Annotated in this window: 11 protein-coding genes; 4 read left to right on the top strand and 7 right to left on the bottom strand. The window is 72.1% G+C overall.

All coding sequences use genetic code 11. The annotated features are described in order from the left end of the window. Positions 1-38: 38 nt before the first annotated feature. Complete coding sequence (locus ABD785_RS12685) at positions 39-584, top strand: ferritin-like domain-containing protein (RefSeq protein ID WP_344826625.1); 546 nt, start codon at positions 39-41, stop codon at positions 582-584. Between the two features lie 41 nt (positions 585-625). Here the strand turns inward: ABD785_RS12685 and ABD785_RS12680 are convergent, their stop codons facing one another. Beyond that, positions 626-1,489 carry an HTD2 family dehydratase gene (locus ABD785_RS12680; protein WP_344826622.1) on the bottom strand — a complete coding sequence of 288 codons (864 nt, stop codon included), beginning with the start codon at positions 1,487-1,489 and terminating at the stop codon, positions 626-628. Between the two features lie 117 nt (positions 1,490-1,606). Here ABD785_RS12680 and ABD785_RS12675 point away from each other — a divergent pair, with 117 nt between their 5' ends. Further along, positions 1,607-2,251, top strand: a complete 645-nt coding sequence (locus tag ABD785_RS12675) for an NADPH-dependent F420 reductase (protein WP_344826619.1) — start codon at positions 1,607-1,609, stop codon at positions 2,249-2,251. Positions 2,252-2,255: 4 nt separating this feature from the next. Here the strand turns inward: ABD785_RS12675 and ABD785_RS12670 are convergent, their stop codons facing one another. Next, positions 2,256-3,467 carry a cytochrome P450 gene (locus ABD785_RS12670; RefSeq protein WP_344826616.1) on the bottom strand — a complete coding sequence of 404 codons (1,212 nt, stop codon included), beginning with the start codon at positions 3,465-3,467 and terminating at the stop codon, positions 2,256-2,258. Between the two features lie 102 nt (positions 3,468-3,569). Beyond that, positions 3,570-4,574, bottom strand: coding sequence for an oxygenase MpaB family protein (locus ABD785_RS12665; RefSeq protein ID WP_344826613.1), 1,005 nt, complete (start codon positions 4,572-4,574; stop codon positions 3,570-3,572). Between the two features lie 83 nt (positions 4,575-4,657). Between ABD785_RS12665 and ABD785_RS12660 the strand changes: the two genes are divergently transcribed. Further along, the gene (locus tag ABD785_RS12660) at positions 4,658-5,311 is read left to right on the top strand and encodes a TetR/AcrR family transcriptional regulator (RefSeq protein ID WP_344827100.1); all 654 of its coding nucleotides are present in this window, start codon (positions 4,658-4,660) and stop codon (positions 5,309-5,311) included. On the opposite strand, the gene ABD785_RS12655 is transcribed toward ABD785_RS12660, so the two are convergent. Continuing rightward, positions 5,296-5,850, bottom strand: a complete 555-nt coding sequence (locus ABD785_RS12655) for a TetR/AcrR family transcriptional regulator (RefSeq protein ID WP_344826610.1) — start codon at positions 5,848-5,850, stop codon at positions 5,296-5,298. The two genes, ABD785_RS12660 and ABD785_RS12655, sit on opposite strands and share 16 nt — an antisense overlap. Before the next feature lie 154 nt (positions 5,851-6,004). On the opposite strand from ABD785_RS12655, the gene ABD785_RS12650 reads away from it, so the two are divergent. Continuing rightward, positions 6,005-6,913 carry an oxygenase MpaB family protein gene (locus ABD785_RS12650; RefSeq protein WP_344826607.1) on the top strand — a complete coding sequence of 303 codons (909 nt, stop codon included), beginning with the start codon at positions 6,005-6,007 and terminating at the stop codon, positions 6,911-6,913. 15 nt (positions 6,914-6,928) lie between these two features. Here ABD785_RS12650 and ABD785_RS12645 read toward each other — a convergent pair whose 3' ends face one another. The 3 genes from ABD785_RS12645 to ABD785_RS12635 are packed head-to-tail and all read right to left on the bottom strand — an operon-like array spanning position 6,929 to position 11,447. After that, positions 6,929-8,656, bottom strand: a complete 1,728-nt coding sequence (locus ABD785_RS12645) for a fatty acyl-AMP ligase (RefSeq protein ID WP_344826604.1) — start codon at positions 8,654-8,656, stop codon at positions 6,929-6,931. Beyond that, on the bottom strand, positions 8,653-9,612 hold the full coding sequence (locus ABD785_RS12640) for an alpha/beta hydrolase (protein WP_344826600.1): 960 nt from the start codon (positions 9,610-9,612) through the stop codon (positions 8,653-8,655). Before ABD785_RS12640 ends, ABD785_RS12645 begins: the two co-directional genes overlap by 4 nt. Beyond that, positions 9,609-11,447, bottom strand: a complete 1,839-nt coding sequence (locus ABD785_RS12635; RefSeq protein ID WP_344826597.1) for a class I SAM-dependent methyltransferase — start codon at positions 11,445-11,447, stop codon at positions 9,609-9,611. Before ABD785_RS12635 ends, ABD785_RS12640 begins: the two co-directional genes overlap by 4 nt. Positions 11,448-11,534 lie beyond the last annotated feature (87 nt).

The raw sequence follows: 11,534 nt of genomic DNA, 5'->3' as shown, positions 1-11,534 counted from the left end.
TCCGCGCAGGCGCCCCGACGAACAGGGAAGGCGGACCGATGGCGGAGTTTCTGACAGACCTGAAGACCCTGAGGGAACGCGCTCGCCAGGAGATCGACAAGGGACCCGTCACGGACGCCTACGGTGCCGACCTCGACCGCGTCATCCAGGTCTGCAACGAGGCGCTGGCCACCGAGCTCGTCTGCGTGCTGCGCTACAAGCGCCACCAGTACACCGCGACCGGCATCTACTCCGAGTCCGTGGTCGCCGAGTTCGCCGAGCACGCCAAGGACGAGGCCGACCACGCCGACAAGCTCGCCGTGCGGATCACCCAGCTCGGCGGCGAGCCGGACTTCAACCCCGAGGTCCTGGCCGGCCGCTCCCACACCACCTACGACGCCAGCCTCGACCTCGTCGACATGATCAAGGAGGATCTGGTCGCCGAGCGGGTGGCCGTCGCCTCCTACACCGAGATCATCCAGTGGCTCGGCGAGGGCGACCCCACCACCCGGCGCGTCTTCGAGGAGCTCCTCGCCGACGAGGAGGACCACGCCGACGACCTGCGCGGCCTGCTGGAGAGCCTGCCCGCCGACCTCAGGAAATAGACCCGCCGCAAGAGGGAGACCTGCCGCGAGAAGGACCGGCCTCAGCCGAAGACGACCTCGGCCGTGGCGTGCCGCTCCTCGCGACGGCTCACCACGCGGAGGGAGGCCGTCCCGTCTGCGGCCGTCCCGGCGGCCAGCAGGTGCTCCCCCGCGAAGGCGGGGCTGCGCAGCCGGTAGGACAGGGACCGCACGGGACGGGCGGAGGCGTCGCGGCGCACCGGCTCCAGCATCGCCAGGACCAGCAGCGGCCCGTGGACCACGAGCCCCGGATAGCCCTCGACGTCGCGGGCGTACGGGGCGTCGTAGTGGATGCGGTGGGCGTTGGCGGTGAGGGCGCTGAACCGGAACAGCAGCACGGGATCGGCCCGGAGCGGAAGCAGCCAGGGTTCGTCCGCGTCCGGCACGGCGGTGGTGTCGAGTTCCGGCGGGTGCGCGGCGGCGCCGCGGCCCGAGCGGTAGACGATGTCCTGCTCCTCGACCAGGCAGGTCCTGCCGCGCTGGAGATATGTGCTGCGGACCGTGACGAACAGGAGCTCGCCGGTCCTGCCCCGCTTGACCTCGACCGCGGCGACCTCGCTGATCCGCTCGGCCGTCTCGCCCGTCCGCAGCGGCTCGCCGATCTCGCAGCGCCCCCCGGCGAACATCCGCTGACGGTCCGGGATCGGGGGCAGGAAACCGCCGCTCCCCGGATGCCCGTCCGCGCCCAGATCGCCTTGGGCGGGCCAGTTCAGGAAGTACAGCCAGTGCCACAGCGGCGGCAGAACACCGCCGCCGGCGGGCCCGGGCAGGTCGAGCAGGGCCGACAGCGCCGCGGCCGGTGCCTCGGAGAGGAACTCGCCGGTGGTGACGGGTTCCGGCCTCCACGATTCCACGTGAGGGGCGAGCCCGCCCTCGGCGATGTCCATGGCACGCATCCTCCACCACGCCCCGCCGCCCCCGGAGACCGCCCCCGCCGCACATGACGACTGGGGCTTTGGTCCCTCTTTGTCGGGTCTTGGACCGGCCGCTCCTAGGTTGGAGCAATGAACGTCGCTCTCTTCGGATCAGGGAACATGGCCCGCGGGATCGGCATCCGCATGCTCGCGGGCGGCAACCGGGTGACCGTCCTCGGCCGGGACGGCGCGGCGGCGGACGAGCTGGCCCGCGAGCTCCGCTCGGTGGTCCCGGGCGGGGTCACGGCGGCGCTGACCCTTCCGGTGCTCCCCGACGCCGACGTCTTCGTGCTCGCGGTCCCGTTCGAGGCGGCGCGGGAACTCGTCGAGCTCCACCGCGACGACCTGGGCGGGCGGATCCTCATCGACATCACGAATCCGGTCGACTTCCAGACCTTCGACGGTCTCGTGGTCGATCCGGGCGACTCGGCCGCCGAGACGCTGGCCCGGCTCGCCGGACCGGAGGTGCGGGTCGTCAAGGCGTTCAACACCACCTTCGCCTCGACCCTGATCGACGGCCGGGTCGACGGCCATCCGCTCGACGTGTTCGTCGCCTCCGACGACACCGCGGCGGGTCTCACCGTGGCCGAGCTCGTCAAGAACTCGGGCCTCACCCCCGTGGACGCGGGACCGCTCCGCCGCGCCCGCGAGCTCGAGGCCTTCCAGTTCCTCCACATGACGCTCCAGGACCGGCTCGGCCTCTCCTGGTCCAGCGCCCTGAAGATCCTCCGCTGACCCCTCAGGTAGTGATCACCGGGAGGGAGCTCGGGCGGTAGGTGAGGCCCTCGGTCCACTCGACGGATTCCGGTGGGAGGGCCAGTCGCAGGGTCGGGCGGCGGGTGGCCAGAGCGCGGAACGCCTCGGTGAGCTCGATCCGGGCGAGGCTGGCGGCCAGGCAGCGGTGGGCGCCATAGCCGAAGGCGACGTGCGGGTGGGCGGGATGGCCGGTGAAGCGGTGGATGTCGAAGCGCTCCGGCTCGGGGAAGGCCTCGGGGTCGTGGTTGGCGGCGTTCAGGTTCGGCATGACGACGGTGTTCGCGGTGAGCGGGCCGCTGGGGATCTCCGTGTCGCGGGCGACGCGGCGCATGAACGCGCTGGCCGGGGGGCCGTCGTAGCGGAGGACCTCTTCGACGGCGATCACCGCGAGAGCGGGGTCGGCGACCAGCTCGTCCCAGGCCCCGGGATGGACCATGAAGCGGAAGAAGCCGCGCGCGATCATCGAGGCGGTCGTCTCGTGGCCGGCGGTGATGAGGGAGAAGACGGTGTTCACGAGCTCGCCCTCGGTCAGCCGGTCGTCGTCGTCCCTGGCCTGGATGAGCAGGTCGATGAGGTCCTCGCCGGGCTCCGCTCTGTGCTGGGCGACGAGTTCGGCGGCGTAGGCCATGAACTCGGTGTAGCCCTGGTAGCGGGCCTGTTCGCTGGTGGTCGACGTGGTCAGGAACATGTCGGTCCAGGCGCGGAACTGGCCGTACCGCTCGACCGGGACTCCCAGCAGCTCGCAGATCACGTAGCCGGGGAGCTGGACCGCGAACTCCTCGACCAGGTCGAAACCGTCGCCGAGGGCGTCCAGGAGGCCGTCGGCGATCGAGGCGATCCGCGGCCGCCAGGGTTCGACGGCGCGCGGGGTGAAGGTGCCCTGCATGATCCGGCGGTAGCGGGTGTGCTCGGGCGGATCCTGGTTGATCAGCGAGTCCGGATCGTCGTCGATGCCGATGCCGCTGACCAGCCGGGGCAGCCCGGGCAGGCGCAGGTTCCGGCTGCACGCGGGCGAGCCGAGCAGCGCCCGGACGTCGTCGTACCTGACCGCGAGCGGGACCCGGTCGCCGCTGGGCATCGCCGCGGGCGCCAGCGGCCCCTCCACGCGGCGGCGCGCGAACTCCGGCGGCGGCGTGCCCAGCGGGCCCGGCACGATCTCCGGCCAGGACGTGTTCGGGTCGAGCTCGGCGGTCATCGAGTCCCCTCTCCGGCGGGGAACCGGCTGGAAGCGGCTCCTCACGGAAAGTACGCAACCCCCCGGGACCGGTCAAGACCCGGAAAGGTGACCTGATCGGGACTACACGGCGGCCTCGATCTGGTCGCGGGTGAGCTCGGGGTCGGGGACGGTCGGCGCCGTCGAGAGCACGGGTTCGCTGGTGGTGCCCGCCGCGACGCGCGCCTGCGCCTGGCGGAACTCCGGGAGCGGGCCGGTCGCCTCGTGGAGGCCGTTGAGGGCCAGCCAGAGGGCGGAGCGGCGGAAGCGCAGCGCCAGCCGGTTGGGCTCCTGGTAGAGGCAGAGCCGCTGCGCCCAGCGGGGAAGCATGTCGCGAGCCGCCCAGTCCATGAACTGGCTGCCGGGCTCCCACGGCGGGATGCCGTTGCCGCGCAGGTTGGGACCGGTGTTGAAGGCCCGGATCGGCGTGACGGCCAGACGCGGCAGGTAGGACTCCAGGCATTCGGCGACCTCCGCCTTCGAGGCGGGCAGGTCCGTTCCGCCCAGCGCCTCGCCGACCCGCACGAACTCGGCGTAGTACCGATCGAGGTCGGCACCGCGCAGCGGGCGGGCGTGGTAGCGCTCGTGCGCCGTCGCCAGCCCCCACACGACGGTCGCGTAGTTCCACCGGAGCCACTCGGGGTCGTCGGCGTCGTAGGCCAGCCCGTCGGGCCGGGTCCCCTTGACGGTGTGGTGCATCGCCCGGACGGTCCGCGCCAGCCGCTCGGCGGTCGCGGTCGAGCCGTAGGCGGTGCCGATGAAGAAGGAGACGGAGTGGGCGAGCCGCACCGCGGCCCCCTCGGGGTCGATGTTGCCCGTCGCCACCCCGTCGACCCGCTGCACCAGCCGCGAGTGGTCATGACCCATCCAGCTGATGCTCGGGTCGAGGCCCTCGATGTAGGCCGCTCCCACCAGGCCGAGGATCAGCGTCGGCAGATGGGAGTGCACGTACCAGACGGCGCTGTCGGGCCCGAACCAGCCGGGATCGCCCTCCGGCCCGTCGAACTCCAGTTTCTTGAAGAACTTCGACCGGATGTCGTTGTCGAAGGACCGCTCGAACCGCGCGGCGATGAGGTTCGCTCTCGGCATCTGGCTCTCCCTTTTATGGATACGACTGTATCCAGACTAGCCATCTGGACACATCCGTGTCCAGACTTGGTATCGTGACGGCCATGACGGCCGACCAGAGTCCGACCGCCACCCGGTGGGCGGGGGTCCCCGCGGCCCGCCGCAGGCACGAGCGGCGCGACATGCTGCTGAAAGCGGCGTACGCCCTGTTCGGCGCCGAGGGCGAGACCGCGCTGACGGTGCGCGCGGTGTGCCGCGAGGCGGACCTGCACACGCGCTACTTCTACGAGAACTTCCCCGACACCGCCGCGCTGCTCGCCGCCGTCTACGACGAGCAGGCCGCCGCGCTCGGCCAGGTCCTGTTCGAGGCGCTCGAGGGCGCGGGCCCCGGGCCCGAGGCGCGCAGCCGCGCGGGCATCCGCAGCGTGCTGAGCTTCATCAGCGACGATCCGCGCCGCGGCCGCGTCCTGTTCGCCGAGGCCCCCGGCGACGAACTCCTCGCCGCCCGCCGCCGCGCCGCCCAGAACGCGATGCTGGAGGGCATCATCGCGATGAGCCGCGTCGGCGACCCGCCGCTCTCCCTCGTCATCGCCGCGACCATGTTCACCGGCGCGATGACCGAGCTCGCCCAGCGCTGGGCCGACGGGCGCCTCGGCGACGACCTGGACGCCGTGGTCGGCAGCGCCGTCGACCTCTCCCTGGCCCTCTACACCACCGCCCACGCAGCGCAGGAGAGCCGGGATCAGCGGTCGATGTAACGGATGATCAGCTCGGCGAGCTCGTCGACGAAGCGTTCCCGGGGGATGCGGGGCCGGTCGAGTACGTACCTGATCGACACCTGGCCGACGGTCTCACTCAGCAGCCAGACGGTCGTGTCGACGTCCAGGCCGGCGCGGAAGCTGTCGCGGTTGAGCAGCAGGTAGACCCGGACGATGTCGGTGAAGCGGCGCTGGAGCGCGGCGAGCTTGTCGAACGGCCCCAGCCTCGGCACCTGCTCGACGACGACCCGCAGCAGGTCGGCGTGCTCCTCGAACAGCCTGACCTGGGCGTCGAGCAGAGCGCGGCCGCCCGCCTGCCACGATCCCGGGCCCGCCGACTCGATCTCCCGGCCGAGCTGCTCCGCGAGATGGTCGGCGAACCGGTCGAGGACCGCCACCACGATCGCGTCCTTGTGCGGGAAGTACTGATAGAGGGAGCCGTTGCTGAGTCCCGCCTCCGCCGCGATCCTGTTGGTGGAGGCGCCGTCGTAGCCGCGCTCGGACAGAACGCGAGTGGCGGCGTCCAGGATGCGCTCCACCGTCCGGCGCGAGCGTTCCTGGCGGGGAACCTTGCGAGGGCCTGTAGCTGGGAATTCGGGCATCTGACCCCGCTCTCGGGAAACGCGACTTGTAAGCGACTGCTTATTCGCGTTCAACTTAACAGGACAGCATCTCCCCCGTTAAGGACCCACGATGAGCTTGATGGAGACCACCGGAGCCGCCGTTCCGGCGCGCGACGACAGCGATCCCGAACCGTTCGGCCCCGGCTCCCTGATGTGGGACTCGATCGGCCTCTACTCCTCGGCGCTCGCCGGAAGCTGCGCCTTCATCCTCCAGTCGATGCATCCGGCCATCGGCACGGTGGTCGACCAGTTGTCCAGTTTCCGGACCGATCCCGTCGGACGGGCCAGGCGCAGCTTCGCGTCCGTGCAGACCTGGGTCTACGGCGGGCGGACCGCGATCGAGGAGGGCAAGCGGCTGCGCGAGATGCACAAGCCGCTCAGCGCCGTCGACGAGAACGGGCAGCGCCACCACGCCCTGTCCGGCGAGCCGTGGGCGTGGGTGCACCTCACCGGCTTCTACGCCGCGGTCGCCTCGGCCCGCTACTTCGCGCTGGAGCCGCTGGACGAGGAGAGCGAACAGCAGGTCTTCGACGAGTTCATGCACCTGGGACGGATCCTGCAGGTCCCCTCCCGGCTGATCCCCGCGACGATCGACGAGTACTGGACCTACTTCGACGCCATGGTCGCCGACACCCTCGTCCCGCATCGGGTCGCCCACCACGTCCTGGACAACATGGACAAGGTGCCGCCGACCGTCCCGCCGCTGCTGCGTCCCGCGCTCGCCCCCCTCGCCATGAGCACGGGACGGCTCGGCAGGTTCGTCACGATCGGCACCCTCCCCGAGGCCGCCCGGGAGAAGCTGGGCCTGACCTGGACCCCCGCCGACGAGCGGCGGCTGCGGCGCGTCGGCCAGACCATCGCCCGCACCACGCCGCTGCTCCCCGAGCGCGTCCGCTACATGCCCATCGCCTACCGCGCCCGCGAGGCCGCCCGCGCCCAGCAGCGCCTGGACCGGGCCCTGGCCACCCGGCCGCTGTGACCGGACCGGCCCTCATCACGCGGGCGTGCGGATGAGGGCCGCGCCGTCGTAGGCGGCGTGGCAGGCCGTGCGGCTGAGCTTGCCGCTGGTCGTGCGCGGGAGGGTGCCGGGCTCGATCAGCACGAAGGCGTGGACGGACAGCCGGTGGTGACGGTGGACCGCGGCCCGCACCGCCCGGTCCACGTCGGCCCGGTCGAGCAGGCGGATCGGGACGCGGCGGTTGCGTTCGGCGACGACGACGAGGCCTTCGGTGTCGGCGTCCGGGACGGCGAACGCGGCGACGTAGCCGTCCCGGACGGCCGGGTGGGCCTCGGCCGCGGTGTACTCGATGTCCTGCGGGTAGTGGTTGCGGCCGTCGATGATGATGAGGTCCTTGCGGCGGCCGGTCACGTAGAACTCCCCCTCGTGCCGGAAGCCGAGGTCACCAGTGCGCAGCCAGGGCCCGGCGGGCAGGCCCGCGGGCGGCTCGGCGAGGACGGCGCGGAAGACCTCCTCGGAGACCTCCGGCCGTCCCCAGTAGCCGGCGGCGACGTTCGGGCCGTTGATCCACAGCTCGCCGATCACGCCGTCGGGGACCGGGCGCCCCCGCTCGGGATCGACGATGAGCACGTTCTGGCCGTGGGGCGAGCCGCAGGAGACCAGGACCGTCGCGGCGCCCGGGTCGCCGGGGCGGGCCACCGCCCGTCCCGCGGCGAGCGCCTCACGGTCGAACGGCGCCGTGGTCGGCGGGTGCCGCGGCGATGAGGCCAGGACGTACACGGTGGCCTCGGCGAGACCGTAGCCGGGGGCCTGGGCCTCGGCGCGCAGGCCGCAGACGGCGAAGGCGTCCAGGAAGGCCTCCAGCGTCGACGGCCTGATCGGCTCGGCCCCGTTCAGCAGCATCCGCACCCCGCTCAGGTCGAGGTGCTTCTTCTCCTCCGCGGTCACGTTGGCCGTCAGGTACTCGAAGGCGAAGTTCGGTCCCGCGGTGTAGACGTCGGGCCGGCCGCTGAGCACCTCCAGCCAGCGCAGCGGCCGCATGATGAACGCCACCGGGTCCATGAGGACGCACGGGTTGGCGTGCACCAGCGGCAGCGCCGCGGTGAACACCAGGCCCATGTCGTGGAAGAGCGGCAGCCAGCTGACGCCGCTGGAGGTCTTCGGCGTCCCCTCCCCCGCGCCGTGCAGCTGCTCGGCGTTGGCGGTCAGGTTGCCGTGGGTGATGACCACCCCGGCGGGCACCCGGGTCGATCCGGACGTGTACTGCAGGTAGGCGATGTCGTCGAGGCCGATCGGCTCCGCCTCCCACGGGGCGTCCGGGTCGATCCGGTCGGTGACGACGATCTCCTTCGGCGGTTCGAGGTCGTTGGCGGCGAAGAACGCGACGACCCCCTCCTCGGCCGCCGCGGTGGTGATGACGATCGAGGGGGCGGCGTCGCGGTGGACGGCGACCAGCCGGTCGACATGGCCCGGCAGGTCGGGGGCGAACAGGGGCACCGCGACGATCCGGGCGTACAGGCAGCCGAAGAAGGCCACCAGATAGTCGAGGGACTGCGGGGCGAGGATGGCGGCGCGGGTCCCGGGTTCGGCGGCCCCGCGCAGCGCCGCGGCCAGCGCCCGGGACCTCCGGTCGAGCTCGGACCAGGTGATGTCGGTGGCGACGCCGCCCGTCTCCTCGCTGTAGTCGACGAAGGTGTAGGCGGTGTCGCCGGGATGCAGGCGCGCCCACCGAGCGAGCCTGGTGATCAGCGGGGTGGTGTTCACGGGGTTCCTCTCTCCGCGCCCAGGGAGCGCATCATCAGGGGCCAGGCGGTGTGGAGCTCTTGGGTCCATTCGGGCCAGGCGTGCCAGCCGTTGCCGTAGATGTGCCGGGTGACGGGGATGCCCAGCGCGTCGAGGCGGGCGGCGAACGAGATGTTCATCTGCCCGATCAGGATCTCGCTGAGCTGGGTGAGCCGCCAGATCCCGCCCGGCGGGGTGTGGGGGCCGTTGAAGCCGGTGGTGCCGCTGGAGATGTACAGGCCGGTGCCGCGCAGCTTGGACGCCAGCAGGTAGGGGTCGTGGGCGCGCCAGTTGGCGTCGTCCCGGCCCGGCACCCCGAAGATCTTGAACGCGTCGAGCCCGCTGCCGAGCAGGTTGACCGTGGTGAGGAAGGTCTGCATCCCGTCCATGGTCAGATGGGTCGACCCGCTGAAGGAGGCCGCGTAGCGGTACATGCGGGGGTGGCGCGCGGCGTAGGCCATCGCGCCCTGGCCGCCGGAGGAGACGCCCAGGACGGCCCTGCGGGCGCCGGCCCGGTAGCGGCCCATCAGCTTCGGGAGTTCCCCGGTGTGGAAGGTCTCCCACTTCGGGGTGCCGCCCTTGCCGTCGTTCCACCAGTCGGTGTAGCTGCCGTTCTCACCCCCGGACGGCATGACGACGATGACGCCGTACGGCGCCGCGACCTTCGCGATGTCGGTCTCGCGCGTCCAGGAGGTGTAGTCGTCGCGGCCGCCCTGGAAGGCGTAGACGACCGGCCACGTCCTGCGGGCCGACTTCTTCCAGCCGCGCGGCAGCAGCAGCCGGGCGCTGACCTTCGTGCCGACGTTGGCGGAGTACCAGGTCAGGTCGAGGGTCCTCTTCCCGAGCCACTTCTCCTTGACCGCGGCGGCCGACGCCGGGGCCTGCGCCGGGACGGCCAGCGAGAGCAGGAGCGTGAGGGCGGTGATCGTGTGCTTCATCGGTGGTCGTGCTTTCCGGCCAGGACGCGGTAGGCGTTGCTGTGCCTGCGGGCTAGGGGAAGGGTCAGGAGGTCGAGCAGGACGGCCAGCCCCATGAGGGGACCGGCGAGGGCGATCGTGGCGAGGACTCCGGCGTACTCGCGCCGGCCGGGGACGCGCGGCCACCACGGCCGCTCGACGTCGAGGCCGAGCCAGTTGACGACGGCGGCGGCGGACGCCACGAAGTCGGGACCCTGGTCGGCCTCGCGCCGTTCGACGGCCAGGACCCGCAGGCCGCGGGTCTCCAGCGCGGCGACCAGATTGCCCACGGGGATCATGTGCAGGTGCTGGGGCGCCAGCCACGGCACCCAGAAGCCGCGCAGGACGCGCCCGAACCACGACTCGGGGTCGGGCATCTCCAGCAGCAGATGGCCGCCGGGGGCGAGGATCGCCGCGACGGTGTCGAGCTCGGCGTGCGGGTCCTCGGTGTGCTCGAGATAGTGGTGCATGCTGATCACGTCGTAGCGCCCGGCGAGCTGACCGGCCAGGTCCCGCAGTTCGCCGCGGTAGCCGCGGTCGACCCAGCCGCGGGCGGCGCCCTCCTCGATCGCCGCGCTGAGGTCGAGGCCGTCGAAGCGGGTGTCGGGCAGGACCGTCTTGGCGGCACGGCAGAAGTGCGCCTTGCCGGTGCCGACGTCGAGCCAGGCGACGGGATCGGTGTGCCGGCCGACCATCGCGACGCGGTCCAGGTACCAGGACGTGTTCGAGGTGAAGATCCGCTCGGCGAGGACGTCGCCGAGACCGTCGTAGACGTCCTTGTAGTAGAAGGCGAGGCCCTCGCCGGTCACGCGCGGGTTCTGGAAGACGTGGCCGCAGCCGGTGCACCGGTCGAGCGGGAACCGTCCGGGCTTGCCCTGGAGGACGTCGCGGGCCACCACGTGGCGGCGCAGGCCCGGACCGTCGCACCAGGGGCAGCGCTCGGCGCGGGGCCCGAGGAAACGGCCGGTCCCGAGGGCGATCTGGTCGCGGTACCACTGGCGGGCGTCCTCGCGGCGCTCGATGAGGCCGCGCTCCCAGCGGGTGCGCGGGGCGGCGAGGGTCCGGTGGATCGACAGCGGGGTGTGCAGCGGGCGCAGCGCGCAGAAGCGGGCCAGGTTCCGCGGCCGGACGGGGGTCCCGGCGAACACGGCCAGCGGGGTCAGGCAGTAGAGCACGGCGAGCGCGAGCCCGTAGGGCGGCGCGACGGCCAGCGCGAGCGCGACGAGCAGGTAGCCGGCGGCGGCGGCGAGCAGGGTCTGCGGCAGCGCGAGGGTCTCCGGGATCACCAGGGCGAGGGACCGCAGCCGGGACCGGCGGAAGGCGGTCCCGTCGTGCCCCGGATCGACGGCGACCTCGGCGACGAGGATGTCCGCGCTTCCGGTGTGGAGCTTGAGGCGGGCGGTGGCGGCGCCGAGCTCGTCGGGGTCGAGGTTCTCCGTCACGTCCATTCCGGCGCTCTTCACCGCGTCGTTCCGCGCGAGAACGGCATGGCAGGCGCCGCGCCCCATTCCGAAGGGGTCGGCGCGGTAGGCGGCGAAATCCGTGTGCTTGACCAGGTCCATGATCTCGTCGACCGCGAGATCGCGCGGCAGCAGATCGAGGACGCCGACCTCATGGCGGACCGCGTACTGCTCGGCGGCCCGCAGCACTTCGGCGGAGACCCGGACGCCCCGGGCCGTGAGCAGCACGTACTCCGATCCGTCGACCCGGTCCCCGGCCGGCTCCGGCAGGGGGCGCAGCGCCCGGAGCCGGGCGCGCAGCCGGAACGCGTTGAGGGTCATGCAGAGGGCGACAATGGCGACGAATGCAAGGGCCATGCGCTTCTTACCCTTCTTCTTTCACAGTTCATGGCAGCCCGATGAGAACGTCGGACAAGGGCGCGAAAAGGATGGTTCAGCCGACCG

Origin of the sequence: Actinocorallia longicatena (genome assembly GCF_039534125.1) — a bacterium.
In the GTDB taxonomy this organism is placed as follows: Bacteria; Actinomycetota; Actinomycetes; order Streptosporangiales; family Streptosporangiaceae; genus Actinocorallia; species Actinocorallia longicatena.
This window is presented reverse-complemented; position numbering and strand designations above follow the sequence as displayed.

Excerpts from the sequence above, each read along its gene's own strand:
- ABD785_RS12665 (WP_344826613.1), bottom strand. The coding sequence starts at position 4,574 with ATGCCGAGAGCGAACCTCATCGCCGCGCGGTTCGAGCGGTCCTTCGAC.
- ABD785_RS12685 (WP_344826625.1), top strand. The coding sequence starts at position 39 with ATGGCGGAGTTTCTGACAGACCTGAAGACCCTGAGGGAACGCGCTCGC.
- ABD785_RS12660 (WP_344827100.1), top strand. The coding sequence starts at position 4,658 with ATGACGGCCGACCAGAGTCCGACCGCCACCCGGTGGGCGGGGGTCCCC.
- ABD785_RS12650 (WP_344826607.1), top strand. The coding sequence starts at position 6,005 with ATGAGCTTGATGGAGACCACCGGAGCCGCCGTTCCGGCGCGCGACGAC.
- ABD785_RS12680 (WP_344826622.1), bottom strand. The coding sequence starts at position 1,489 with ATGGACATCGCCGAGGGCGGGCTCGCCCCTCACGTGGAATCGTGGAGG.
- ABD785_RS12675 (WP_344826619.1), top strand. The coding sequence starts at position 1,607 with ATGAACGTCGCTCTCTTCGGATCAGGGAACATGGCCCGCGGGATCGGC.
- ABD785_RS12640 (WP_344826600.1), bottom strand. The coding sequence starts at position 9,612 with ATGAAGCACACGATCACCGCCCTCACGCTCCTGCTCTCGCTGGCCGTC.
- ABD785_RS12635 (WP_344826597.1), bottom strand. The coding sequence starts at position 11,447 with ATGGCCCTTGCATTCGTCGCCATTGTCGCCCTCTGCATGACCCTCAAC.
- ABD785_RS12670 (WP_344826616.1), bottom strand. The coding sequence starts at position 3,467 with ATGACCGCCGAGCTCGACCCGAACACGTCCTGGCCGGAGATCGTGCCG.